22 protein-coding genes and 1 pseudogene are annotated in these 24,877 nt (G+C 46.4%); all 23 read right to left on the reverse strand.

Annotation, left to right across the window (positions count from 1 at the left end; genetic code table 11):
- Nucleotides 1–6: 6 nt before the first annotated feature.
- Complete coding sequence (locus ACO1D1_RS06285) at nucleotides 7–1,515, reverse strand: NADH-quinone oxidoreductase subunit M (RefSeq protein WP_423335296.1); 1,509 nt, start codon at nucleotides 1,513–1,515, stop codon at nucleotides 7–9.
- Nucleotides 1,512–3,380 (reverse strand): NADH-quinone oxidoreductase subunit L, encoded by a 1,869-nt coding sequence (nuoL, locus tag ACO1D1_RS06290; RefSeq protein WP_423335297.1) that lies wholly within the window; start codon nucleotides 3,378–3,380, stop codon nucleotides 1,512–1,514. Before nuoL ends, ACO1D1_RS06285 begins: the two co-directional genes overlap by 4 nt.
- Nucleotides 3,381–3,533: 153 nt before the next feature.
- Nucleotides 3,534–3,847 (reverse strand): annotated as a pseudogene (gene nuoK / locus ACO1D1_RS06295) (NADH-quinone oxidoreductase subunit NuoK).
- Nucleotides 3,844–4,365, reverse strand: coding sequence for an NADH-quinone oxidoreductase subunit J (locus ACO1D1_RS06300; protein WP_149872357.1), 522 nt, complete (start codon nucleotides 4,363–4,365; stop codon nucleotides 3,844–3,846). Before ACO1D1_RS06300 ends, nuoK begins: the two are co-directional and overlap by 4 nt.
- Entirely contained in the window at nucleotides 4,362–4,781 is a 420-nt protein-coding gene (nuoI, locus tag ACO1D1_RS06305) for an NADH-quinone oxidoreductase subunit NuoI (RefSeq protein ID WP_149872358.1), read from the reverse strand. The genes ACO1D1_RS06300 and nuoI overlap by 4 nt, the downstream gene beginning before the upstream one ends.
- A 124-nt stretch (nucleotides 4,782–4,905) precedes the next feature.
- Nucleotides 4,906–5,910: an NADH-quinone oxidoreductase subunit NuoH gene (nuoH, locus tag ACO1D1_RS06310; RefSeq protein ID WP_149872359.1), complete on the reverse strand. Its 1,005-nt coding sequence runs from the start codon at nucleotides 5,908–5,910 to the stop codon at nucleotides 4,906–4,908.
- Nucleotides 5,910–7,010, reverse strand: a complete 1,101-nt coding sequence (locus tag ACO1D1_RS06315) for an NADH-quinone oxidoreductase subunit D (protein ID WP_149872360.1) — start codon at nucleotides 7,008–7,010, stop codon at nucleotides 5,910–5,912. Before ACO1D1_RS06315 ends, nuoH begins: the two co-directional genes overlap by 1 nt.
- Nucleotides 7,011–7,013: 3 nt before the next feature.
- Complete coding sequence (locus tag ACO1D1_RS06320) at nucleotides 7,014–8,372, reverse strand: NADH-quinone oxidoreductase subunit C (protein ID WP_423335298.1); 1,359 nt, start codon at nucleotides 8,370–8,372, stop codon at nucleotides 7,014–7,016.
- A gap of 3 nt (nucleotides 8,373–8,375) precedes the next feature.
- Nucleotides 8,376–8,888 (reverse strand): NuoB/complex I 20 kDa subunit family protein, encoded by a 513-nt coding sequence (locus ACO1D1_RS06325; RefSeq protein ID WP_149872362.1) that lies wholly within the window; start codon nucleotides 8,886–8,888, stop codon nucleotides 8,376–8,378.
- Nucleotides 8,879–9,253 carry an NADH-quinone oxidoreductase subunit A gene (locus tag ACO1D1_RS06330; RefSeq protein ID WP_149872363.1) on the reverse strand — a complete coding sequence of 125 codons (375 nt, stop codon included), beginning with the start codon at nucleotides 9,251–9,253 and terminating at the stop codon, nucleotides 8,879–8,881. The genes ACO1D1_RS06325 and ACO1D1_RS06330 overlap by 10 nt, the downstream gene beginning before the upstream one ends.
- Nucleotides 9,254–10,389: 1,136 nt before the next feature.
- Nucleotides 10,390–10,797 (reverse strand): F0F1 ATP synthase subunit epsilon, encoded by a 408-nt coding sequence (locus ACO1D1_RS06335; RefSeq protein WP_149872364.1) that lies wholly within the window; start codon nucleotides 10,795–10,797, stop codon nucleotides 10,390–10,392.
- Between the two features lie 20 nt (nucleotides 10,798–10,817).
- Complete coding sequence (gene atpD, locus ACO1D1_RS06340) at nucleotides 10,818–12,239, reverse strand: F0F1 ATP synthase subunit beta (RefSeq protein ID WP_423335309.1); 1,422 nt, start codon at nucleotides 12,237–12,239, stop codon at nucleotides 10,818–10,820.
- A 184-nt stretch (nucleotides 12,240–12,423) separates the two neighbouring features.
- Nucleotides 12,424–13,281, reverse strand: a complete 858-nt coding sequence (gene atpG / locus ACO1D1_RS06345; protein ID WP_149872366.1) for an ATP synthase F1 subunit gamma — start codon at nucleotides 13,279–13,281, stop codon at nucleotides 12,424–12,426.
- A gap of 120 nt (nucleotides 13,282–13,401) precedes the next feature.
- Nucleotides 13,402–14,913 carry a F0F1 ATP synthase subunit alpha gene (gene atpA, locus ACO1D1_RS06350; protein WP_149872367.1) on the reverse strand — a complete coding sequence of 504 codons (1,512 nt, stop codon included), beginning with the start codon at nucleotides 14,911–14,913 and terminating at the stop codon, nucleotides 13,402–13,404.
- Between the two features lie 36 nt (nucleotides 14,914–14,949).
- A complete protein-coding gene (locus tag ACO1D1_RS06355; protein WP_149872368.1) occupies nucleotides 14,950–15,486 on the reverse strand; it encodes a F0F1 ATP synthase subunit delta in 537 nt (178 codons plus the stop codon).
- Nucleotides 15,483–16,010 carry a F0F1 ATP synthase subunit B gene (locus tag ACO1D1_RS06360; protein WP_149872867.1) on the reverse strand — a complete coding sequence of 176 codons (528 nt, stop codon included), beginning with the start codon at nucleotides 16,008–16,010 and terminating at the stop codon, nucleotides 15,483–15,485. The genes ACO1D1_RS06355 and ACO1D1_RS06360 overlap by 4 nt, the downstream gene beginning before the upstream one ends.
- 231 nt (nucleotides 16,011–16,241) lie before the next feature.
- Nucleotides 16,242–16,454: a F0F1 ATP synthase subunit C gene (gene atpE / locus ACO1D1_RS06365; RefSeq protein WP_007086158.1), complete on the reverse strand. Its 213-nt coding sequence runs from the start codon at nucleotides 16,452–16,454 to the stop codon at nucleotides 16,242–16,244.
- A gap of 68 nt (nucleotides 16,455–16,522) precedes the next feature.
- Nucleotides 16,523–17,233 carry a F0F1 ATP synthase subunit A gene (atpB, locus tag ACO1D1_RS06370; RefSeq protein ID WP_149872369.1) on the reverse strand — a complete coding sequence of 237 codons (711 nt, stop codon included), beginning with the start codon at nucleotides 17,231–17,233 and terminating at the stop codon, nucleotides 16,523–16,525.
- A gap of 22 nt (nucleotides 17,234–17,255) precedes the next feature.
- Nucleotides 17,256–17,588, reverse strand: coding sequence for an ATP synthase subunit I (locus tag ACO1D1_RS06375; RefSeq protein ID WP_223821034.1), 333 nt, complete (start codon nucleotides 17,586–17,588; stop codon nucleotides 17,256–17,258).
- Nucleotides 17,488–17,778, reverse strand: coding sequence for an AtpZ/AtpI family protein (locus ACO1D1_RS06380; protein ID WP_423335310.1), 291 nt, complete (start codon nucleotides 17,776–17,778; stop codon nucleotides 17,488–17,490). The genes ACO1D1_RS06375 and ACO1D1_RS06380 overlap by 101 nt, the downstream gene beginning before the upstream one ends.
- A gap of 417 nt (nucleotides 17,779–18,195) precedes the next feature.
- The gene (locus tag ACO1D1_RS06385) at nucleotides 18,196–20,457 is read right to left on the reverse strand and encodes a S8 family serine peptidase (RefSeq protein ID WP_423335299.1); all 2,262 of its coding nucleotides are present in this window, start codon (nucleotides 20,455–20,457) and stop codon (nucleotides 18,196–18,198) included.
- A 99-nt stretch (nucleotides 20,458–20,556) separates the two neighbouring features.
- Entirely contained in the window at nucleotides 20,557–23,853 is a 3,297-nt protein-coding gene (locus ACO1D1_RS06390; protein ID WP_423335300.1) for a S8 family serine peptidase, read from the reverse strand.
- The gene (locus tag ACO1D1_RS06395) at nucleotides 23,735–24,781 is read right to left on the reverse strand and encodes a S8 family serine peptidase (RefSeq protein WP_423335301.1); all 1,047 of its coding nucleotides are present in this window, start codon (nucleotides 24,779–24,781) and stop codon (nucleotides 23,735–23,737) included. The genes ACO1D1_RS06390 and ACO1D1_RS06395 overlap by 119 nt, the downstream gene beginning before the upstream one ends.
- Nucleotides 24,782–24,877 lie beyond the last annotated feature (96 nt).

Genomic DNA, 24,877 nt, shown 5'->3' on the forward strand with positions numbered 1-24,877 from the left:
CCTTCATCACCCTCCTAACCCTAGCATGATGGTTTCCAGTGTAGTTTGCAGCGGAGAGCTTAGAACACTTGGATAAACACCGATTAACACGATTAAAACCATAAGAACAACGACAGGCACGAATTCCACACCTTTTAAGTCAAGCACGCCGGTGAATTCACGGTGCGACTTGCCATAGGTGATGCCGAGAACGGCGCGCAGCAAGTAGGCAGCTGTCATAATAATTCCGATCGTTCCGACAGCGGCAACCCACGGCAATTCCTGGAACAAGCCAAGGAAGGCCATAAATTCGCTGACGAATCCGGACATACCAGGAAGTCCGAGTGACGCCATCCCGCCTGCAAGCAGGAAGCCTGCGGCAATCGGCATCCCTTTTGCCATTCCGCCCAGGTTTTCGATTAAAGATGTATCGGTCCGCTCGTACAAGATGCCGACAAGGAAGAACAATAACGCCGAAATCAAGCCATGCGACACCACTTGAAAAATCGCCCCCTGCACCCCGGCCTCGTTTAACGCCGCAAGTCCGATGAGCACAATGCCCATGTGGGAAATCGATGAATAAGCCAAAACCATTTTAAAATCTGTTTGAATGAACGCCAGGAACGCCCCGTAGAGTAGGTTGATGACTCCAAGAATCGCGATCAGCGTCGCAAGGGTTCCAAACTGCTCGGGAAAAATCCCCATTCCAAAACGAATTAAGCCGTACGCACCAATTTTTAATAGAATCCCAGAGTGGATCATAACAACGGATGGCGGTGCCTGAACGTGCACCTTCAGCATCCAGCTGTGCAATGGGAAAATTGGCAGTTTCACACCGAAAGCGATGAGTAAACCGATGAGCAGACCAAGTTTCAGGTCGCTCGAAAGCGGTGCGCTTGGGTCGGCCATCATTTGTGTCAATAAGTCAATATTTGTTGTACCTGTTTTCGCGAACAGAATCATGATCACGATCAAGAGCACAGCGGATCCTAAACCGTTATAAATTAAGAAGCTGTAAGCCGCTTTTTCTTTTTCAAAATAGCCCCATTTTCCGATCAAGAAGAAGGTTGGGATTAATGTTACCTCGAAAAAGATGAAGAACAGGATTAAGTTTTCAGCGGTAAAGACGCCGAGCATGCCGATTTCTAATAGAAGGAAGAGCATAAAGTAGCCTTTCCATTCTTTTTTCACAAATCGTGCAGCGGCAATCGCTGAAAGTGTCGCGACGATGGCTGTCAGCACCACAAGCAGCAGTTGAAAGCCGCTGAGGCCTAGCTCATAATTCACCGCAAAAAATGGCTCTTGAACGCCTAGCCCGCGAAATTGGATCCACGCTTTTGAGACCGTAAAGTCAGCGAGGTCCTTGCCCCATTGGAAATGGAGATAGGCCGCAAGCGCCAAGAATAATGCCGGCAGCGTCGCAAGGAAGCCGACTAGTTTGATTGCCTTTTCTGATTGTTTCGGCATGAAGGCCAAAACGATGATTCCGAGTATTGGGGAGAATACTAGGATTGATAGAACGGAATGTAAATTCATCGTAAGTACCCCCCTGTTAACGCAAAGATGACGGCGAGCAGTGCAAGTCCGATGAAGGCGACTGCCCCATACGTTTGAACCTGGCCGCTCTGCATTTTCGAACCGGTCTGGCCAAGCCCTTGAACAATGCCGACAACGCCTTTGACAAGTCCTTCAACGATGAAGACATCGATGAATTTAGCCAAATAGCTGATCGCTGTCGTTGCTGCGATGACGGTCATTTTATAAAACTCGTCGACATAATATTTGTTCAGTAAAATCGTGTGCAGCGTATCACCCGTGCCGCTCAACCAGTTGCGGGCGATGCTGCGTTTGCTGTACATCAAGTAAGCAAGGTAGATTCCCGCTAAGGAAACAACGGTTGCGGCGATCATAATCCACACCGGTCCTTCAACATGGCCGTGTCCGAGTGCAGGGTTGCCATCGACAAGCCAGTCGCCAAGGAACGAACCGAACCATGGTGTGTTCACATAACCGGCGATGACAGCTAAGATGCCGAGCAGAATCATCGGGTAGGTCATATTGCTTGGTGATTCGTGTACATTTTTGTGCGTGCCTCTTGCTTCTCCGGTAAATACCATGAAGAACAAGCGGAACATATAGAATGCTGTCATGAATGCTGCAATCAGTGCGAGCAGGAAGAGAACAGGATGTCCGCCTTCCCAGGCAGCGATTAAAATTTCATCTTTACTGAAGAATCCGGAAAGCCCCGGCACACCGCTGATGGCGAGTGTTCCGATTAAGAATAGCGGTCCGGTCAGTTTTAATTTTTTCCAAAGTCCGCCCATTTCCTCGATGTTCTGCGTATGGACCGCATGGATCACGGAACCGGCAGCAAGGAACAGGAGCGCCTTAAAGAATGCGTGTGTCATTAAGTGGAACACACCGGCAACATATCCGGCGGAACCGAGTGCCAGCATCATGTAGCCGAGCTGTGAAACCGTTGAGTAAGCGAGTACTCGTTTAATATCCGTTTGCACAAGGCCAATGCTTGCAGCAAAGATAGCGGTGACCGCGCCGATGACGGCGATGGTTAACAGTGCCGTTTTGCTTGCTGCGAACAGCGGGAATAAGGCAGCGACTAAATATACACCGGCAGCAACCATTGTCGCGGCGTGGATGAGGGCCGAAACAGGTGTCGGACCTTCCATCGCATCTGGAAGCCATGTGTGGAGCGGGAACTGACCTGATTTTCCGACGGCTCCGATAAAAATTAAGATGGCCGTTAAGGTAATCATTGTTTGCGATACAGCACCGGCGGCAACAGCTTGGAAAATTTCGCTGTATTCAAATGATTTCGTTTGCCAGAAGAGCAGGATCATGCCGATGAAGAGGCCCACGTCCCCGATACGGGTCATAATGAACGCCTTTTTGGCAGCAGCTTTTGCTTCTTCTTTGTAATAATAAAAACCGATTAATAGGAAGGAACCAACACCAACAAGCTCCCAGAAAATGTAGGTTTGCAAAAGGTTAGGCGAAATCACCAGGCCGAGCATTGCAAACGTAAATAATCCTAAATAAGCATAGAATACTGGGAACCGCTCATCTCCATGCATGTACCCTTTGGAGTAGGTATGTACTAAGAAACTTACGAGCGATACGATAAACAGCATCAATGCATTTAATTGATTCACTTCAAAGCCCGCTGTTAGATGCAGATCTCCTATCGTGAGCCAGTCAAACTTTATACTGTATGTTGGCTCTGAAAAGCGCTCAAATAACACCAAAATCGAATAGATAAGCGATGCCAGCGTGAGAAGAATCCCCACATAAGCACTCGCCTCCTTCAGTCGCTTACCGAATAGAAGAAGGATCAAAAACGATAATAGCGGGAAAAGCGGTATGAGCCATGCATTTTCCATCATTATCACTATCCCCTTTATCCAGGAGGTGACATGGGCGGCAGCAAAGAAGCATGCCTGTCACGACCCGAATTTTGTCGATTATGGTGCCTGACACCCTTTACCACTCTCGCGTAGGAGTAATGGTGCCTGACACCCAAAGTTGTCTGTCTACGTTTAGTTTTTCATTGTGTTCATTTCGTCGATGTTGACGGTTTTCTTGCTGCGGTATAGCGAAATTAAAATCGCAAGTCCGACAGCTGCTTCGGCTGCTGCCACACAGATGGCAAACAGGGCGAAGATTTGTCCTGTGATTGACGGGTTCAACCCGTATTTGCTGAAGGTCACCAAGTTAATGTTAACGGCGTTCAGCATCAATTCGACCGAAATCAAGATGATGACGGTGTTTTTTTCGTCAATGCACCGTACAACCCGATGCAGAATAATATCAGTGCAAGTGCCAGGAAGGCTGAAGCGGGAACTGAACTCATTCCTCATCCGCCTCCTTCTTCTTCTCATTTTTTGCTAAGATAATCGAACCGACTAGTGCGACTAAGAGTAATACCGATGTTAACTCAAACGGAATCACATATTTTGAGTAAAGGACCTCTCCAATTTGGAAGGTATTGTTTTCATGCAGCTGGGTCGGTACTTGTTCAATATTAAAATTGTAAATGCCGATGTAGACGGCAAAAGCAAAGCCTAAGATTCCTAAAAACACCAGGATCTTTCGCCATTTGCCTGTCTTTGGTTCACTTTCATCATCATGCTTCGTTAACATGATTCCGAACAGCATGATGATCGTGATCGCGCCTGAATATATCAGGATTTGCACGGCTGCCACAAACTCGGCAGACAGCAGTACATAAATGCCGGCGATGGCGACGAAAGTGAAGATGAGGGCAACGACCATATGAACAACCTTATTAAGGTTCAATAGAAGCACGCCGCCGATGATCGCAACAAGTGCGATTCCCATAAAAGCGAGGAATTCGCCTGAAAATGTCATGCTTTATTCACCTGCCGTATGTTTTCGTCGTTTTCATCTAACCATTCCAGGTTCTTAAATAACATGTCCCGGCTGTATTCGGCGAGCTCAAAGTTATTCGTCATGATGATGGCTTCTGTTGGGCACACCTCTGTACACAGGTCACAAAGGATGCAGATTTCAAAGTTAATGTCGTACGTGTCAATGATTTTCCCTTTTTTCGTCGGGTCCGGGTGCTTTTTACCCGTTAATTGAATACAATCCGTCGGGCAAATCTGTGCACACTGATTACATACGATACATTTCTCCGGATAAAACTTTTGGATCCCGCGAAAGCGGTCTGGCAGCGGAAGCGGCTTATTTGGATAATCGTACGTAACCTTCTCCCGCGATAATTGTTTCAGGGTATATTTCAAGCCTTTAAATACTCCAAGCACGTTTTTCACCCCTTTTACAGTTTAAAAATTGTTATCGGTGTCAGGCACCATTCTTACCACTTACACAGTGGGAATGCTTGTATTGGTGTGAGGCACCATTTTGATGGTTCTAGTTGTTCACCTATTAGAAGAATAGTGATTTGAGTATGGCGGTTAGGAAGATGTTGGCCAAGGCGATTGGCAGCAATACTTTCCAGCCAAATTCCATGAGTCTGTCAGCGCGGAAACGCGGCAGCGTGCTGCGGATCCAGAAATACATAAAGACGACGGCACAGAATTTAAGAGCAAACCATACGGCCCCAGGAATAAAGCCAAGGAATGCGAATGGCGGCAGCCAGCCCCCAAGGAACACAACCGTTGTCAGAGCCGACATTCCAAATACATACACATACTCGGAAAGCATGAAGAATGCCCAGCGGAATCCGGCATATTCAACGAAGTAGCCGGCAACAAGTTCGTTCTCCGACTCCGGCAAGTCAAACGGTGTCCGGTTTAATTCCGCAATCGATGCGATAAAAAAGACGATAAAGCCAATTGGCTGCAATAAAATAAACCAGCCATGCTCTTGTTGTGCGACTATTGTATTTAGATTTAAACTTCCGGACAACAGAATAACTCCAATAACGGACATCACAAGCGGGATTTCATAGGAAATCATCTGTGCCGCTGCCCGCATGCCGCCTAAAAGGGCGTACTTGTTATTCGAAGCCCAGCCGCCGAGCACCATTCCAAAGACGGTTAACCCGGATACGGAAATGTAATAAAGCAAGCCGACACCAATATCGGCAAACTGAAACTTATCGGTAAACGGCAATGTTGCCAATACCATGAATGATGGCGCAAACGCAACAATCGGTGCCAGAATAAATAATGGCCGGTCAGCTGCCTTCGGAATAATATCCTCTTTTAGTAAAAGCTTCAAAACGTCGGCAACGGTTTGCAGCAAACCGAATCTACCGCCCAATTGGTTTGGACCGTGGCGGAGCTGCATGTACCCCATAACCTTCCGCTCTGCTAAAATTCCGTAGGTAACGAAGCCTAATACGACTAAAAGCAAGACCACTCCCATTAAAAAGAAGATCCCAAAATTCACCCAGCCGGGACTTGAATGGAGCAACTCTTCCATCATTAGCCGTCCACCTCCCCAAGGACAATATCAATTGCCCCTAAAATAGCAATCAGATTTGCAATATTTTCGCCTACTAAAAGTTTCGGGAGAATTTGCAGATTATAGAATGATGGTCTTCTAAACTTTAAGCGATATGGTTCTTTTTTGCCGTCACTGGCAATATAGCAGCCAATTTCGCCGCGCGGTGATTCAATGCGGACAAAGGCTTCCCCTTTTGGCGCCTTAATGATTTTCGGCACCTTCGCCAAAATTTCTCCTTCTGCTGGAAACTGTTCCACTGCCTGCTCCAGGATTCTCAGCGATTGTTCAATCTCAGCTAGACGAAGATTATAACGGGCCAGGCAATCCCCTTCCTCCGCTGTCGGAACATCAAACTCAAAGCGATCATAAATCGAATAAGGCTCATCTTTCCTTAGGTCCCATTTCACGCCGGTACAGCGCAGATTCGGTCCGCTCAGGGAGTATTGAAGCGCCTCTTCTTTCGTATAGCGGCCAATCCCTTTTACCCTGTCCAAAAAGATTTCGTTGCCGCTGACAAGCTCATGATAGCCTGCAAGCTGCTCACGCATATATGGGATAAAATCTCTCAGCCTGTCAATCCAGCCTTCAGGTGCATCCCACTTCACGCCGCCGACACGCATATAGTTGAACGTCAACCGTGCGCCTGATAACTCGTTCAGCATATTGATAATCATTTCACGATCACGGAAAGCATAGATGAACGGACTAGTCGCCCCAAGGTCAAGGATGTATGTGCCCCAGGCCACAAGATGGCTCGCAACGCGTCCAAGCTCCATCGCAATTACACGCAGATACTCTGCCCGTTCCGGCACTTGAGTCCCCATCATTGTTTCAACCGCATGACAAATCACATAGTTATTGGTCATCGCTGACAAATAATCCATCCGGTCAGTATAAGGAATAATCTGTGTATACTGCAGATTCTCAGCCAATTTTTCAGTTCCGCGGTGCAGATACCCGATAACTGGTGTTGCCTCGGTAATGATTTCTCCATCAATTTTAATGACAAGCCGGAATACTCCGTGCGTACTAGGGTGCTGAGGACCGACGTTTAGTAACATTTCTTCTGTTCTGATCACCCTCTACACCTCCACATCGTACTGTTCATAATCTTTGCGCAGTGGATGGCCAACCCAATCTTCGCCCAGCAGAATCCGATGCAAGTTCGGATGTCCTGTAAACTTAATTCCCAGTAAATCATAGGCTTCACATTCAGGCCAGTTCGCTCCGGCCCAAATTGGCTGCAAGGACTCGATTGTTGGTTCATCGCGGTCAATCTTCACTTTTAACGCCACTGTTTGACGATTTTTGTATGAGTATAAGTGAACATAGACTTCCATGTGTGTTTCAAAATCCGTCCCATGCAGCTCAGATAGATAGTCAAACCCTAGCAGCTCATTGTATTTTAAAAATTGAGCCACTTTAAAATATGTATCACGCTTTGCCACAAGTGTCGGAACATCTTTGGATAGTTTATTAATATAAGAGTCTTCTAAAACATCTGCACCCAGGTTTTCAGCAATCACCTTTACATACTTATCTAAATAAGGCTGATTGGGTGATGGCGCTGCCGCCGTTTCCGCTGCTGCTGTGTCGGCTGCTTTGCCGCCGGCTGCTGCTTTCGCTTTGGCCGCTGCCGCTGCCTTCGCCTTGGCTTTCGCCGCCGCAATGGCCTTCGCTTTCTCATCATCGCCGCCTGCCGCTGCATCCGACCCAGCTCCTGCTCCGGCCGCTTTGGCCTTGGCCGCCGCTGCTGCCTTTGCCTTTGCTGCCGCCGCTGCTTTTGCTTTGGCTGCTGCCGCTGCTTTCGCTTTCGCATCGTCACCTGCTGGCGCACTTTCTTCTGCTGGTGCGTCGCCTCCGGCTAATTCCATCGCTTTGCGCTTTGCCGCTGCCGCCGCTTTTGCTTTGGCGACCGCTGCTGCTTTTTTCTTCGCTAAATCGTCGGCATCGCCGCTGCTGTCTGCCGCACTGCTTGCCTCTGCAGCCGGTGCTTCATCGCCAGCCTGTACGGGCGCGCTGCCTCCTGCCAGTTCCATTGCCTTCCGCTTTGCTGCTGCTGCCGCTTTTGCCTTTGCAACCGCTGCTGCCTTTTTCTTCGCCAGGTCATCCGCATCGCCCGCTGCCGGTACTTCTTCAGCTGGCGGTGCAGATTCCGCCGCAGGTGCAGGTTCATCGGCAATGCCTTCGCGTTTCTTCTTCGCCAGCGCCGCAGCCTTCGCCTTCGCGGCCGCTGCTGCCTTTTTCTTTGCTATATCAGCATCATCGCCAGCTGCTGCTGGTGTTTCAGCCGCTTTCTGTTCGGACGGCTTCGGCTTCGGTGCTTCCGGCTTAGGTTCGGCAGCTCCCGCTTCCTTCGCCTTACGCTTCGCTAACGCCGCAGCTTTAGCCTTCTCAGCGGCTTCTCTCTTTAATTGATCGAGATCTTTTTCCCCGCTCATTGCTTAAATCACCTTCTTCCCAGTCTTCGCTTCGTAACGAATTTTTCCTTTTAATTTATTAATCCCATAAATTAATGCGGCCGGGTTTGGCGGGCATCCAGGAATATAGACATCAACAGGTACGATTTGATCGACACCCTTTACAACCGAATACGACTTGACATACGGTCCACCGGCAGTCGCGCAGGAACCCATGGCAATCACCCATTTCGGCTCCGGCATTTGGTCATATAACCGGCGCAGGATTGGCGCCATTTTTTTCGTAACCGTACCGGAAACAATCATACAATCCGACTGCCGCGGTGACGTACGGAAAATCGTCCCAAAACGGTCAAGGTCATAGTTTGCGCCACCGGTACCCATCATTTCAATCGCACAACAAGCCAGACCAAATGTCATTGGCCACAAGGAATTACTCCGTGCCCAACCCTTAATTTGCTCCAGCGTGGCAAAAAATACATTTCTTTCTAACTCTTTGATTTCCGCAGGTGATAAGTTTTCTAGTTTTAAATCCATCGTAGCACCTTCTTTTTCCAAGCATACACTAGGCCAATTAACAGCATCGCTACGAAAATTAGCATTTCGACGAGCGCAAAAATGCCCAGTTTATCATAAGCGACCGCCCATGGATATAAAAACACCGTTTCTACATCAAAAATAACAAACATCAGGGCAAAAATATAATAGCGGACATTGAACTGCACACGGGAATCGTGAAATGGCTCAATACCGCTCTCATATGTGGTATACTTCGCATCACTCGGATTAAACGGACGCAGAAGTTTACCCAAATATAACGCCACCACAGGCAGCAGCACCCCAAGACATAGAAACACAAAAACTATCAGATAGTTATTCTGATATACATTTAGAAGTTCCATGTCTATCCCCTCCAATGTTGTAAATTTTCATACTAATGAATATTGTAACCGAATTCATTATAGCATTGTTACAAACCCCTGTCGACAAGCCAATCTAATATAAATTGGAAATTCCATCGCCGCGAAAATCTTGATAAAAAGCCGCTGGAGAGCTTGCTTTCCAAAGTGGCTTTTTATCAAGATTTTTGCAAGCTTCGGTGATCTTCCGAAGCGCAGGTGCGACAGCACTGGCGATGGATTTCCAATTAACAGCTGACTGGTACGTCGACAGGGGGGCCCCTCTCCTGAGCTTTTGCGTGATCTCGCTGAAAGGCTTCCTGAATTCACTTCAGAGATGACGCAAAAGCGAACCGGCAATACCCATTCTAGAGAACAGGTACAAGTGCACGTGATCTGGAACGTCAGCGGAAGATGACGTGCCTGGATAACCGCCAAGCTACATTAAAAATTCGCCAACAACCCCTATTTAATATCATAATCCTACCAATGTCAGTGAGATTTGTCATTAATTGTTCACTTTCCATCCTCCCATTAAAAAAATAACAGGGCATCATCACACCATTACTACACTCAATATGTATCAGCACTCATGTTAACTTATATCAAAATACTAATCGACTGGTATTAAGTTATTTACCCTACCATCATATGCAGAATTGTCCTTATCATGCCGTTTACAGATAAACTAGCCCTTTCCTACCATTAAATAGCCAGACAAAAGGCTGGCAGTGGGGTAATTGTTGGACCTTTTCACACAAAATTCCTCTTATCAACGACTTTGAACCATTTATCGACGACTTTTGCTCTTCTATCAACAACTTTCCGCTTCTTATCAACAACTTTTACACTTTTATCAACAAATTTGAACACTTAATCAACCACTCACTACTGCTACACCTTTCTTACTTTCCATTTCGAACAATTTACTTTCCGCTTTGCAACATTTACTTTCCACTTTGACCAGTTTACTGTCCGCTTGCCTCCATTTACTTTCCACTTTTACTATATTACTTTCCATCTCCCCTCAAACCACCTTTTTCAGACACTTAAACATATTGAATATGGTAAAAACCACACCACACCACTAAAAAAACCCCTCCAACTTTACCGGGAGGGGTTCTGCTTTTATATAAATTCTAAAATCTATGTTCCGATACGGCGAGGCGGTTGATGGCACGGCGCATCGCAAGCTCTGCACGTTTGAAATCAATATGCTCAAGCTTCTGATCTCTCATCCGCTGCTCTGCACGTTCCTTCGCTCTCGTGGCACGTTCCACATCAATATCAGATGCTTTCTCTGCCGATTGGGCAAGAATCGTCACTTGATCAGGACGAACCTCTAAAAATCCGCCGCTGACGGCAACAAATTCTGTTTTGCCGCCATTCTTCAGACGCACAGCACCAATTTCGAGCGGAGCCACCATCGGAATGTGTCCAGGTAAAATGCCCAGCTCACCACTTTGAGCCTTCGTACTAACCATTTCCACATCTGATTCATACACCGGGCCATCGGGAGTAACAACATTGACTTTAATCGTCTTCATTTTTTACCCTCCTGGCGCCCTTAGGCTTCTACGCCCATGCGTTTTGCGGACTCAACAACCTCTTCAATACGTCCAACAAGACGGAACGCATCTTCTGGAAGATGGTCATATTTACCTTCAAGGATTTCCTTGAACCCTTTAACCGTTTCTTTAACTGGTACGTATGATCCCGGCTGACCAGTGAACTGTTCAGCAACGTGGAAGTTTTGTGATAAGAAGAACTGGATACGGCGCGCACGTTGAACGATTAACTTGTCCTCATCGGAAAGTTCGTCCATACCAAGAATCGCGATGATATCCTGTAATTCACGATATTTTTGCAATGTTTGCTGTACTTGACGAGCAACATCGTAATGCTCTTCGCCAACAATCTCAGGTGACAAGGCACGAGAAGTTGAAGCAAGTGGATCCACCGCAGGATAGATACCCATTTCAGAAAGCTTACGCTCAAGGTTTGTTGTCGCATCTAAGTGAGCGAAAGTTGTTGCCGGAGCCGGGTCAGTGTAGTCATCGGCTGGAACGTAAATCGCTTGGATCGATGTAACAGAACCTTTATTAGTTGAAGTGATACGTTCTTGTAATTTACCCATTTCCGTAGCAAGTGTCGGCTGGTAACCAACGGCAGATGGCATACGGCCAAGAAGCGCTGAAACCTCAGAACCTGCTTGCGTGAAACGGAAGATATTGTCGATGAACAATAACACGTCTTGCCCTTGCTCATCACGGAAATATTCAGCCATCGTCAAACCAGTCAAGGCAACACGCATACGTGCACCTGGCGGCTCGTTCATTTGTCCGAATACCATCGCTGTTTGCTTGATAACGCCGGAATCCGTCATTTCGTGGAAAAGGTCGTTCCCTTCACGAGTACGCTCCCCAACACCAGCGAAAACGGAAATACCGCTGTGCTCTTGCGCGATGTTATTGATTAATTCCTGGATTAATACGGTTTTACCTACACCGGCACCACCGAACAGACCAATCTTACCACCCTTAATATATGGAGCTAAGAGGTCAACTACCTTAATACCAGTCTCTAAAATTTCTACCTCAGTTGAAAGATTTTCATACGTTGGTGCTTCGCGGTGAATCGAATCACGGCGGGCACTAGCAGGAATGTCCTCTTTCAAGTCAATTGCTTCACCTAGTACGTTAAACACACGGCCTAACGTTGGCTCGCCTACCGGTACGGAAATTGGCTTACCAGTATCTTCTACTTCCAAACCGCGGGTCACACCATCAGTAGATGCCATCGCGATTGTACGAACTGTATCATCACCTAAATGAAGGGCTACTTCAAGGGTTAAGTTGATATCCACTTCAGATGCATTTTGCGCTTTTCTTACGACTTTCAGCGCATTGTAAATCTCAGGAAGCTGGCCATTATCGAACTTAACGTCAACAACCGGACCCATAACCTGAAGAATATGTCCTTTGCTCATCATTTTTCCCTCCTTACATACTGTTCCGAAACAAGCATAGTTGGTTCATTTTTTGCAAAATGAACCTTGTCTTAAGACACTATACCCGTATCTGTTTTAGGAATAGAGTCCCAACTGCTGACCCGTATCCGTAAACAAAACTTATCAAGCACCCGTAACCGGGGTTCATTTTTAAAAAATAATCTTACTCCAGCGCTGCGGCACCGCCGACGATTTCAGTGATTTCCTGTGTAATCGCCGCTTGACGCGCACGGTTGTAGATTAGTGTGTAGGAATTGATTAATTCCTTGGCATTGTCGGTTGCGTTCTTCATTGCGGTCATCCGCGCCGCATGTTCACTTGATTTGCTGTCTAATAGCGCACCGTAAATCAAGCTTTCTGCGTATTGCGGGAGAAGAACTTCTAGTATTTCTTCTGCATTTGGCTCAAATTCATAGGAAATAAGCTTGTGGGAAGTCGTTAAATCCGTTAACGGAAGCAGCTTCTTCTCGGTTACCTCCTGCGAAATGGCACTGATATAGTGACTGTAAGTTAAATATATTTCATCTATTGTTCCGTCTGTAAACATGCCTACTGTAGCGTTTGCGATATCCTTGATATCTGCAAAGCTCGGCTGGTCAGAAACACCAGCGATTTCAAGGACAACGTTATACCCGCGTTTCGCAAAAAAGTCACGCCCTACCCGGCCAATCGCAATAATCGCAAATTCATCATTGGATTTATGACGGCTTAGGATGGTTTGATGGACACGGCGGATGACGTTACTATTGAATGCACCTGCAAGACCACGGTCAGAGGTCATGACGATATAACCCGTTTTCTTTACCGGACGATGTGTCAGCATCGGATGGATCACGCCGCCTGCACCTAATGCAATCGATGTTGTTACCTCCTGGATTTTTTCCATATAAGGAACGAACGCTTTCGCATTCATAACACCGCGGTTCCACTTTGCTGCAGACGTCATTTCCATCGCCTTTGTAATTTGACTCGTCTTTTTCGTCGAATTAATCCGCGTTTTAATATCGCGTAATGAAGCCATTGGTTCTCACCACCCTCATTCAAAGAATGTTCTTTTTCAAGGGGTCTGACCCTTCAATCCCATTTCAATTACTATTGAATGGTGAAAGAGGGGTCAGGCACCTTCGAACTATATTAGACCTTATTGTTCAGAAGCGGCAAACGTCTTTTTGAAGGCGTTGATGGCTGATGCCATATCTTCGTCAGCTGGAAGATCCTTCGTTGTTACGATTTGGTCTAACAAGTCTTTGCGGTTGTGGTCTAACCAGTTATGGAATTCTCCTTCAAAACGGCGGATATCCTGTACTGGAACATCATCAAGGAAGCCGCGTGTTAATGCGTAAAGAATCATAACTTGCTTTTCTACTGAAAGCGGCTTGTTAAGATCTTGTTTTAACACCTCAACTGTACGCGCACCACGGGCAAGCTTTGCTTGTGTTGCTTTATCAAGGTCTGAACCGAACTGAGCAAATGCTTCTAATTCACGGTAGGAAGCAAGGTCAAGACGCAGTGTACCTGCAACCTTTTTCATTGCTTTGATTTGGGCAGAGCCCCCTACACGGGATACTGAAAGACCTGCGTTGATCGCCGGACGAACACCGGAGAAGAATAGGTCGGATTGTAAGAAAATCTGTCCATCTGTGATGGAGATAACGTTTGTTGGGATATAAGCAGATACGTCCCCTGCTTGTGTTTCAATAAATGGCAGCGCAGTGATCGAACCGGCACCAAGTGAATCATTTAATTTCGCTGCACGCTCTAATAAACGGCTGTGCAAGTAGAATACATCCCCTGGATAGGCTTCACGGCCTGGAGGACGGCGAAGTAACAAGGAAAGCTCACGGTAAGCAGATGCCTGCTTTGTTAAATCATCATATACGATTAACACGTGTTTGCCGTTGAACATAAATTCTTCACCCATCGCAACACCTGCATATGGTGCTAAGAATAGCATTGGAGCAGGCTGTGATGCAGATGCAGATACAACGATTGAGTATTCTAATGCGCCATTTTTACGAAGTGTTTCAACAGCGTTACGTACTGTTGATTCTTTTTGTCCAATGGCAACATAGATACAAATCATGTCTTGGCCTTTTTGGTTAATGATTGTATCGATGGCAACAGATGTTTTACCTGTTTGACGGTCACCGATGATTAACTCACGCTGTCCGCGTCCGATTGGCACAAGTGCGTCAATCGCTTTGATACCTGTTTGCAGCGGCTCATGAACGGATTTACGAGCCATAACGCCTGTAGCAACTTGCTCAACAGGGCGGGTTTTTGTTGCATTGATTGGTCCCATGCCGTCAATTGGCTGACCTAGTGAGTTTACCACACGTCCAATTAGTTCCTCACCAACGGGAACCTCCATGATGCGGCCTGTACGGCGAACCTCGTCACCCTCACGAATTTCAGTGAAAGGTCCAAGGATGATAATACCGACGTTATTTTCTTCAAGGTTTTGTGCCATACCCATAACGCCGTTTGAAAATTCAACAAGTTCTCCAGCCATGACATTGTCAAGGCCGTGAACACGAGCGATACCGTCACCAACGGAGATAACTGTACCGACATCAGTCACTTGAATTTCCGCCTGATAGTTTTCAATCTGCTTTTTTATCAGGGCACTGATTTCTTCAGCTTTGATGCTCATGAGTTTCACCCCTAATCTTTCGAATCTTAACTTATCTTAGCTTAACAATTTACGTTCTAAACGATCGAGTTTGCCGCGCAAACTGCCGTCATATATACGATTTCCAATGCGAAGCTTCACGCCTCCGAGCAAATTGGAATCAACGATATTTTCAATTCTAAGTGATTTCTTGCCAATTTTCGCAGCAAATACGGAAGAGATGGCGCTGCGCTCAGCATCTGTCAATGCACGTGTGCTTGTGACTACCGCTTCGGCAATTCCCATTTCCTCATTTGCCAATTGTAAAAATTCATTTGCCACGTTCACGATTTCATCTTCGCGGTGGCGGTCGATTAAGATCAACAGTGTATTGCGTACATTTACATTTACTGAAGCGAAAGCCTGAGTGACAATCTCCTTCTTCTTCTCAAGTGAAAGCTTAGAAGATTTCAAAACAGCCTTTATTTCAGGGTTGTATTGTACAACTTCCTTCACTACACGAAGTTCCTCTTCTATTACTCCAAGAAGCTGTTGTTCTCTTGCAATTTGCAGAAGAGCCAGCGCGTAGCGTTTTGCTACCATAGAGCTGCTCATCGGCTTTCTCCTGCCTCTTGAATGTATTCGTTAATAAGTTTTTCTTGATCCGCTGCACTCAATTCCTTCTCAATTACTTTAGAAGCAATTAAGACTGATAGGCTTGCAACCTGTTCACGAATAGCGGCAACCGCTTTTTCTTTTTGCTGCTCGATTTCAAGCTTGGCTGATTCTTTAATGCGCTCAGCTTCGCCGCGGGCTGTAGAGATGATTTCCTCACGCTGCAAGTCACCTTGCTTTTTCGCTGATTCAATCAAACCTTGTGCATCCGTACGAGCTTCTTTTAATAGTGTACGTTGTTCTTCTAATAGTTTCTTCGCTTCCTGACGGCTGTTTTCCGCTGCAGCAATTTCATTTGCAACGTGTGTTTCCCGTTCTTTCATAATGCCCATTAATGGACCCCATGCGAACTTCTTCAGCAATGCCATCAAGACGATAAACATGATCAATTGGAATATAATATCACCAGTATTAATAAACTGATGTCCAGCCGCTGCGCCTAGTACAAGACTGCTTGTTAACACCTCGCACTTCACTCCCTTCAAGAGTCGTCCAAAACAAATATATCAATCAAATAAATTTCAACATCATCACGGTGCAAACCCACTAAATGGTGCCTGACACCCTTACGGCTATTGCCATAATGTTTATATGCATAAGCATATACATAATAATCATAGGCATAAACGAATGGCGAAGGTTCTCATGGAAATGATCTTCGCCATTTTGGAACGTTTATTGGTTGGAAACTAAAATTATTTACCTTGAACCATGAACGCGATAACAACCGCGATGATAGGAATCGCCTCAACTAACGCAACCCCGATGAACATTGTTGTTTGAAGCATACCACGTGCTTCTGGTTGACGAGCGATACCCTCAACTGTACGAGATACGATAAGACCGTTACCGATACCGGCACCTAATGCCGCTAAACCGATTGCAATTGCTGCTGCTAAAAGACCCATTTGAAATTTTCCTCCTTGGAATGTATAAAAATTTTTATTTTTTGTTCAATAAATGAACGGTTATTATATTAATGGTCGCTGCTCACTTTGTGAGACAAGTACACCATTGTTAACATGGTAAAGATAAATGCCTGGATGGCGCCGACAAAGACTGAGAAGCCTTGCCATGCGAGCATCGGTAAGATAGCGGCTAAGTGACCGCCGACACCAGTTGCCAGCCCGCCTGCGAGCAATCCTAAAAGAATTTCACCCGCGTAAATGTTTCCGTAAAGACGGAGACCAAGAGTCAGAGTATTGGCAAACTCTTCGATAATTTTGATTGGGAACATGAACCAGAACGGTTTAAAGAATTCCTTCCCGTATGCAGCTGTTCCCCGCATTTTTACCCCATAAAAATGTGATAAACCTACTACTAAAATGGCTAATGTTAATGTGACAGCCGGATCGGCAGTTGGTGATTTCCACCAAAGCTCACCATTGATAACGACTGAAAACGGCAATCCCACCATATTGGCTACAAAGACATACATCATAATGGTAATCCCGAGAACATGGAATCGTCCGCCGTCTTTCCAATCCATCGTGCTGTTAATAATATTCTTAACAAAGTCCATGACCCATTCCATAAAGTTCTGGATGCCTGTCGGCTTCATGGCAAGCTTACGAGTAGATAGGACCGCAATGAGAAAAACTATGACAGAGGCAACAGTGATCATCAACACGTTCCCCATGTTAAAATACAGCCCCATAAATTCAACTATATGTGCTCCGTGTTCCAACAATTTTCACCTCGCTTCCCCGTTACTTATGTATTTGCAAAGAGTGTATAAAAAAATCTATCATAATGACAATATAGGATGTCATTAACCCTATAACTACGCTGATGAGGTTGAGATGTTCCGGATACCTCATCGAAACCACGACAGCCAGCGCCGCCGTCGCAAACCTTGAAAAAGATCCGAGCGATCGTACCCTTCTCCCTTGTGAGAGCGAATGATCAAACTGCTTCATCTTTCGGACCATTAACCACAAATTAAAAAGGCTCAAACTCGTCCCAAAAACCAATCCCATAAAGATAGATTGGTAAGACGTGAACCCCCAGCCGAGTACATAAATAGCTAATAAAAAGAACATCCATCTTTTCTGTCTTGCAAATAGTAATTGAAATTCCGGCATGGTTGGCTAATCTCCTGAAAAGAAATGACGGATCCGAGTACATCATCGAATAAACACCTGCAGCACGTCCTGCGAACAATCCGAGTATTAAGAAAATTGGTTCCGTGCCCCCATCATGATCCAACCATCTTCCTGAATAAATAGTGATTGAGTGGCTCCCGCAAAGACTGCGAGAAAATTGCGGACATTTGGGCCAAGAGCCTTAAATGAATTGCGGTCTATTTCTCTCCTTGATTACCGAGAGAAACTGCACCGGACTTGAGGTATTTTGGGAAAGTGATAGAGGTATTTTTTAACCACTAAATTCTATTTGGAAATAATGAAAACCCTACCATCCACACCCTTTGTTAGCATACAATAGGCACCAGTCAATGTCAATGAGTTTACGTGAATTAATCCACAAACAAGCTCCGAAATTTCTTCCATATAAAATTTTTAGTTTACACTATCATTGTAGTGGAAATTTTGAACGATTTTAGACAACTTTGTGTCAATTTTGTGAACTTTCGTACAAAATTGGTAGATGGTACCAATTGGCACAGAGGGGGCAAGAGGCCCCCGTACCTTACTCCGTATTCTCATCAATCACAATCATCGTTTCGATAAAATCTTCCTTACCAGCCATTTTGGCAAAAACCTTCACGAGATACCTGCCTTCAGCCGGCAGCTTCTCAGCAGCAAGGTTCTGGCGCAGCATCCCCTTTTTCACATTTGTTAACGTATCCAAAAAGCCGACAAAACGATAATCCTCCGGATGAAACAAAGCGATGCCAAATTCCTCCGCCCCGCCTGGCAAATACACCTCATAGCGATACTCACCCGGCCTGTCCCCCGGCTGAAAATCAAATCCCATCACCCGTGGATACCCCGGCTCCTCAAGCACATACAAATACGGTATCTGAATCATCTTCGCACCCGCCTGTAATTGTAAAAAGCCGTCATGAATCTTGCCCTTAAAAACAAGGGGATCGACCATAAGCTCCACCGTCATCTCCTTTGACTGCTTCGGTTCCAAAGTAAACGATAGCGGGAACCGCCACGTGAGCCCATCCGTCCGTTTCGGAATCGAAAAAGAATACCGCTGCGCTTTTTCACCCTTATTTTCAACATGCAACTGTACTTTATGACTGCCACCCGTACCGGTAAACTTACCAAACCGGATACTGCTCGGCGACACGAGCGACGTCGCTTGTATCGCCTCATTCACCTGGATTCTCCCGGCACCCTGCTCATACGTGCGGTAAAACGACGACGCGGCACTGTTCCTGTTCACAAAAGCAGCACTGCCGTCGGAATGACCAGCCGTACGGTTCGAATTCCCAGCCCCCTCGCCAGGAGTGCCGTTCACCAGCGGTTTCGCCGTATTCATCAACGCCGCCTTAATCTGCTCCGGCGTCCAATCCGGATGGGCCTGCTTGATCAGCGCACACGCACCCGCCACATGCGGCGCCGCCATACTCGTCCCCTGCAGACTCAAGTATCCGCCCGGAATCGTCGAATGAATCGCCACCCCCGGTGCCACCAGGTCCGGCTTAATCTCCCACGTCCCCGTCACCGGCCCCCGCGAACTAAAATCCGCCAGCCGGTCCCGCTCTTCACGCACCGAGACCCGTGCCGTCACACTTCGCTTTTTTAATTCCTTTTGTAAAATCACTCCGTCACTCTTCGAGAGCGAGCTAACAGGGATGTTCATTTGGTGATCGAGGTTTCCCATGAACCCGCCGCTCATATTATTATAGATCAGCACCGCTTTAGCGCCCGCTTCCAGTGCATTTTTCGCCTTTTCCGAAAAGGTCAATGTTCCCCTTTGCATCAGCACGATTTTCCCTTGAACCTGCTTTAGCTCACTTTTCCTGCCGATGCCGCCATCCACCAGCTCCAGAGAGCGGTCAATCGCCCATTGATCAGAGCCTTCCATCGGCTGGAGCTGAATTTTTTCCCGCGTTCCTTCTATTAATAATGAGGGAATTGCCATCGTCGGGGTGGAGGCGCCGACGGAAATAGCCTTCGAGGCTGTTCCTGGTGAGCCGACTGTCCAGATATTCGGCCCGGAATTGCCGGAAGCCGCCACCGCGACCACTCCTTTATCGACAGCACGGTTGAGGGCAAGGCTGATCGGCAGGTCCGGCCCGTTAATACTATTCCCGAGTGACAAATTGACAATATCAACCTTGTCTTTAATGGCCTGGTCAATGGCCGCGAGCACCTGCTCGGTTGTTCCGCCGCCGCCGGGACCTAGTGCACGATAGGCGACAATTTTGGCCTCCGGTGCAACGCCTTTTATTTTTCCATTCGCCGCAATGATGCCGGCGACATGGGTGCCATGAATGGTCGCCTTTCCTTTAGCAAGAGTTTCCATCGGATCGCGGTCGTTATCGACAAGGTCATGGCCGCCGGCATAATTCCTTTGCAGGTCGGGATGGGTGTAATCGACGCCGGTATCGATAACCCCAACCGTCACGCCCTTCCCGGTAAGCCGTTCATTTTTTTGATCAAAAAAACCGCGGACCTCTTCTCCGCCAATGATTTTGACACTTTCCTCTGTTTGCACCTGGTATTGGTTAACCGGCGAGACGTTGAGAATGTGCTTTTGGTTGGCGAGCCGCGCGATTGCTTCCGGGCTGCCTTCAATCGAAAAGCCATCAATCGCCTCCTGGAACACCCGGCGCAGCTTCACCTCTTTATAGGGGGAGAGGAGCTGCCCAATTTCCTGTTCTGTCTGCGGCTTTTCGAGGACAACAATCGCGACATCGGGCGTAGGAATCGGTGGGTGGACCAGTATTTTGGGCGTTTGAATCGCGAGAAGAATGGCAAGCAGTAATTTCATGTAAGAATTCCCCTTTTTCTAACTAGGTTTTTCCTTTGACGGGGAAAGTATACAAAAACGGGCAGCCCCTTTGATTAGGGCCGCCCGCCATCAACCATATTATTTAATCCATGCTCCATCCTTACCTAATTTATAGCCGTCAACAATTGTGCTGTACGCCATTTTACCAGATGTAGGATTCAGGTAATACCATTTGCCGCCGATGAGTTTCCAGCCGGTATCCATCGCACCGCTATTGCTTAAGTGGTACCATTCGCCGCCAGTCTTCACCCAGCCGGTCTGCATCGCACCGCTAGTGTTCAGGAAGTACCATTTACCGCTATCAAGCACCCAGCCGGTTTGCATTGCACCGCTTTTATTCAAGTAGTACCATTTGCCGGCATCAAGCACCCAGCCAGTCTTCATCGAACCGTCTTTATTCAGGTAATACCATTTCGTGCCGTCAAGAAGCCAGCCGGTCTTTTTCACATCTTTTACATAGTAGAACCATGTGTTGTTTTCCCATTTCCAGCCATTTTTCACGACTGGAGCCGGTGTTGGATCCACTGGATCTGGAGTTGGGTCAACTGGATCCGGATCCTTTGTTTCCGAACGGACAATCACAATATCCTTCTTCGTTACATTGCCGCCAAAGTCAGAAAGACTTACGCTTACCTTGTTTTCACCATGCTTTAAGGCAACATCAAACTCATATGGAGTATTTGCCGGTGTCATGATGTCCACTGGGCTTGTGTATGGCTGCAGGAACACTGGCTCGCCATTAACAGATAAGGATAAATAGTTAAAGTTATCCTTCAATGTTAATTTAACCTTTGCCGTATCCACATCGTAGCCCACTTTTTCAGGCGCATCGACAACGATTTCACCTGCTGTGGTGTCGACATAAACAATTCTTGAAATACTGAATTCCTTCCCAGCAACGTCTGTTACCGAAATTGGAATTTTGTACTTGCCGTCTTTTTCAAACTTAACAGTTGTGGAGAATTTGTATTGCTTTTTCGCTTCATCATACGTAAGAGCAACATCTTTGCCATTTACTTGAACTTTGTCCACGCCAAGGTCATCGGTTGCATAGCCTGAAACCGGTACCTCAAGACTTCTGTATGTTGCATTGGCAGATGGAGCGCTCATGTACACAAGCGGAAGCTCGTTGTCGCCAGCCGCCGTTTTTGAACCGCCTACGTTTGAAGCGTAATCAACCGCAAATACTTCAACTTTTGCTTTTGCAGCAAGCGGCGTATCAAATTTATAGCTTGTTGCATTAGCAGCCACTTCGTTGGTTATCAATTTGTCATCAACATAGATTGCGTAATTGCTTACGCCTACACCATTTTCTTCTGTTGTCCAGCTGACAGTAGAAGTGGCATTATCATAGGCTGCCTTCACTTTTGGAGCCGTTGTATCCACGTATACCGGAATTTTCTTCGATTGATATTCGGCACCTTTGTAATCTACGACAGATTTAATTTCGTAGTAGTACAAGCCGTCTTCAACCTTCTTAGAATTAACCGTACCGTCCCATGCACGGGTAGATTTTAAGGAATACGTACTAGAACCGGAATTGCCGGAATTGAAGTAACTCTTCCGTACATCCTTTTCCAATGCCACACGGCGAAGCAGCTTTCCGTCCTTATCAAGAACGTTAAATTGAGCTTCTGCTGCATTTCGCAAGAATGTTGGCAGCGGGAACGCATTATCATACAGACCATCGCCATTTGGAGAAACCGCATAGTATCCCTTTCCAGGAACCGGTGCTTGTGTGTAGATTGATGCCCCTCTGGTAAACAGCATTTCGTTCAGGCCATGGTTGTAGAACTTCGTTTCGCCTAAATCCTTAAAGCCATCCAGGATGCTCGGACGATCCCATTTGCCGTAGAATCCAACATACGGAATATTTAACGTTGGCTCTACCTTGTTGTTCACGTCGGTAAGTGTCACGAAACCTTCAACGAAAATATCTTCCTTCAAGTCAAGCGCAATCTTTTTGCCGGCTTGATCAAGACCAGGAATTTTCGCATTTGTTAAATCCACTTTGACGGAAAAATCAACCGATTGCCCCGCAGGCACTTCCAGTGTTTTCGGGGCATCGATTACTGCACCTTCCATATTACCGGCAATTAACGCGTTCGTATCCGGTTTGCCAGTTGTTTGCTTAATGGTGTCTGTTAATACGTCTGTATTTACCGTATATGTTACTTTTTTCGTTGAAATATTTTTAGCCGTAAAGTTCATGGTAAATTGCTTGCTTTGGAAATCTTTTAACGCCACTTTGCCTTCGTTTGATCCTTTATCCACTACTAAAACAGGTGTGGAAACCGCATTGAATGTCTGCATCATCCCAGCACCTTGACGGCGTGGAGAGAATGGCTGGCCATTCAAATCAACAATTTTGCTCGACGTATTCATTAAAAGAAGCTTCGCAAGATGTGTACGCTCACCGGCTGTTAAGCCTTTGAAACGGTCATCCTTTTTCAAGTACTGCTGTACAAGTGCGGAACCGCCTGCTACGTGCGGAGCTGCCATTGATGTACCGCTCATGACTTCGTATTGATCGTTATTTACTGTTGAATAAATTTTTCCACCCGGAGCTGTGATTTCCGGCTTGAAATCTAAGGATGGCGTCACACCCCAAGAAGTGAAGTCAGTCATCCGGCCCATTTCAGGATCATCTGTTTTCTTCGTTTGGGCCACATGAAGTGTCGTATGACCGGCTTTAATCGCTTCTTCAAGCGCTAACCCTTGAGCGCGTTGAATCTTCATGAACGGAATTTGCCAGCCGCCTTGGTTTTCGTAGAATACAGGATTGTCACTGTTATAAACAATGATGCCGGCTGCACCTGCTGCTGCTGCGTTCTTTGTTTTATCTGCAAACGCTAATTCACCACGCGGCATAACCACGACTTTCCCTTTTACATCTAATCCGGCATAGTCAGCTGGAGCCCCAAGCTTGCCGCCAAGGCTCACAAGCTCCAATGTTTGCGATTTTGCCAGCTCCATCCAATCATCAATACCAAATCCAGTGGCAGTGAACCCTTCCGCACCATCCACTGTGATGCCGTGCTGATACAGATAGCTTTCGTTACCGGCTGCAGCCACTTGAATCGTATCCGCATTTAATCCCGGGGCGCCAACTACCCCGATATCCGGGTTGCTTGCATATGGATTTGGATTTGCTCCATAACCGTATGCGATATGTCCGGAGTTACCGGCAGAAACGGCACAGACAATGCCGTTTTCCACGGCGCGGGTAATCGCTAAATCTTCAGCACTTTTTTCATCATAGAAGGAAGCCGTTGAGCCCAAGCTCATGTTTAATACATCTGCACCAAGCTTGAATGGAGTCATCAATGGCCGCCAAATAGACATCGGAAGAAGTAGAAGCATAGTTTGGATCATTACTGAATACCTTCATGCCCAGCACCTGTGCTTCAGGAGCTACCCCTTTAATTCCGCCTTTTGCCTCATCACCGTTCGCCGCTACTGTACCGGCAACGTGCATACCGTGCATCGAAGCGCCTGGTCCAAGGTCAAGAATCGTGCTGTTTTCATCATAGTAGTTGTAGCCATAAGGAACTTTATCTGTGAAAAATTTACCTTTCAACCCTGCTTCACTTACAGCTTTGTTCACTTTATCTTTCGTTAATGAATCCTTTGAAGCATCCGTGATCTTGAAGTCGCGGTGAGATGGGTCAACACCCGTATCGATGACAGCCACAACCATGCCTTCTCCTTTAAGGTGGGCATCGCCCCATGATTTCTGGGATTGAATGAAGTTGTGACTTGTCTTCATATCAGGTGTTTCTTCCGGACGATTGTATTCGTTTGCAATATAGACATTTTTTACGCCTGAGACCGCTTCAATTTTTGCAATCTGGCCATACTCAACATCACCGCTGAAGCCGTTAAAGGCAGTGGTGAAGTTCTTTTTATATGCTAGTTTCACGCCATTGGCGGAAATCTTTTCTTTTACGCTTGTTTGCTGTTTTACTAGAGTTGCTGCCAGCGAGCTCTTCTTGCTATCAGATAATTCTTTGTACAGTTTCCCTTGCTCGGTTGCATATTCAACTGGAGTTTGTCCATCCAGTTCCACGATGACACGGACCTTGTCAGATGCCTTTAGGTTCGCTGTTGCTTTAATATCCTTGGAGTCAATCTCCTTTAACTCCTTGCCAGCCAAGTCTTGAAGCTGTTTTACCTTTGCTTCGAAATCATTTTGCGGTGTGCTGCCTTCTGCTGAAACCGCCCCTGCGAATCCAAGATTGGATAGGACTAATGCAGACGCCAGCGCATATGTAGCCGTCTTTTTCTGTCTCTTTTTCTTCACTTTTGTTTCCCCCTCCTATTTATCTATCAAATTTTGATTTCCATAAATTTTCAAAAAAATCAAAATAGGTAAAATCTATAATAACTTTACAAATTC

The sequence above is a fragment of the Neobacillus sp. 19 genome, from assembly GCF_049463095.1.
Classification (GTDB): Bacteria; Bacillota; Bacilli; order Bacillales; family Cytobacillaceae; genus Neobacillus.

Excerpts from the sequence above, each read along its gene's own strand:
- atpG (WP_149872366.1), bottom strand. The coding sequence starts at position 13,281 with ATGGCTTCATTACGCGATATTAAAACGCGGATTAATTCGACGAAAAAG.
- atpA (WP_149872367.1), bottom strand. The coding sequence starts at position 14,913 with ATGAGCATCAAAGCTGAAGAAATCAGTGCCCTGATAAAAAAGCAGATT.
- ACO1D1_RS06385 (WP_423335299.1), bottom strand. The coding sequence starts at position 20,457 with ATGAAATTACTGCTTGCCATTCTTCTCGCGATTCAAACGCCCAAAATA.
- ACO1D1_RS06390 (WP_423335300.1), bottom strand. The coding sequence starts at position 23,853 with ATGATCCAAACTATGCTTCTACTTCTTCCGATGTCTATTTGGCGGCCA.
- ACO1D1_RS06330 (WP_149872363.1), bottom strand. The coding sequence starts at position 9,253 with ATGGAACTTCTAAATGTATATCAGAATAACTATCTGATAGTTTTTGTG.
- ACO1D1_RS06335 (WP_149872364.1), bottom strand. The coding sequence starts at position 10,797 with ATGAAGACGATTAAAGTCAATGTTGTTACTCCCGATGGCCCGGTGTAT.
- nuoL (WP_423335297.1), bottom strand. The coding sequence starts at position 3,380 with ATGATGGAAAATGCATGGCTCATACCGCTTTTCCCGCTATTATCGTTT.
- ACO1D1_RS06375 (WP_223821034.1), bottom strand. The coding sequence starts at position 17,588 with ATGTTCTTTTTATTAGCTATTTATGTACTCGGCTGGGGGTTCACGTCT.
- ACO1D1_RS06325 (WP_149872362.1), bottom strand. The coding sequence starts at position 8,888 with ATGGATTTAAAACTAGAAAACTTATCACCTGCGGAAATCAAAGAGTTA.
- ACO1D1_RS06320 (WP_423335298.1), bottom strand. The coding sequence starts at position 8,372 with ATGAGCGGGGAAAAAGATCTCGATCAATTAAAGAGAGAAGCCGCTGAG.
- atpE (WP_007086158.1), bottom strand. The coding sequence starts at position 16,454 with ATGGGTCTTTTAGCAGCAGCAATTGCAATCGGTTTAGCGGCATTAGGT.
- ACO1D1_RS06355 (WP_149872368.1), bottom strand. The coding sequence starts at position 15,486 with ATGAGCAGCTCTATGGTAGCAAAACGCTACGCGCTGGCTCTTCTGCAA.
- atpD (WP_423335309.1), bottom strand. The coding sequence starts at position 12,239 with ATGAGCAAAGGACATATTCTTCAGGTTATGGGTCCGGTTGTTGACGTT.
- nuoH (WP_149872359.1), bottom strand. The coding sequence starts at position 5,910 with ATGATGGAAGAGTTGCTCCATTCAAGTCCCGGCTGGGTGAATTTTGGG.
- ACO1D1_RS06300 (WP_149872357.1), bottom strand. The coding sequence starts at position 4,365 with ATGACATTTTCAGGCGAATTCCTCGCTTTTATGGGAATCGCACTTGTT.
- ACO1D1_RS06285 (WP_423335296.1), bottom strand. The coding sequence starts at position 1,515 with ATGAATTTACATTCCGTTCTATCAATCCTAGTATTCTCCCCAATACTC.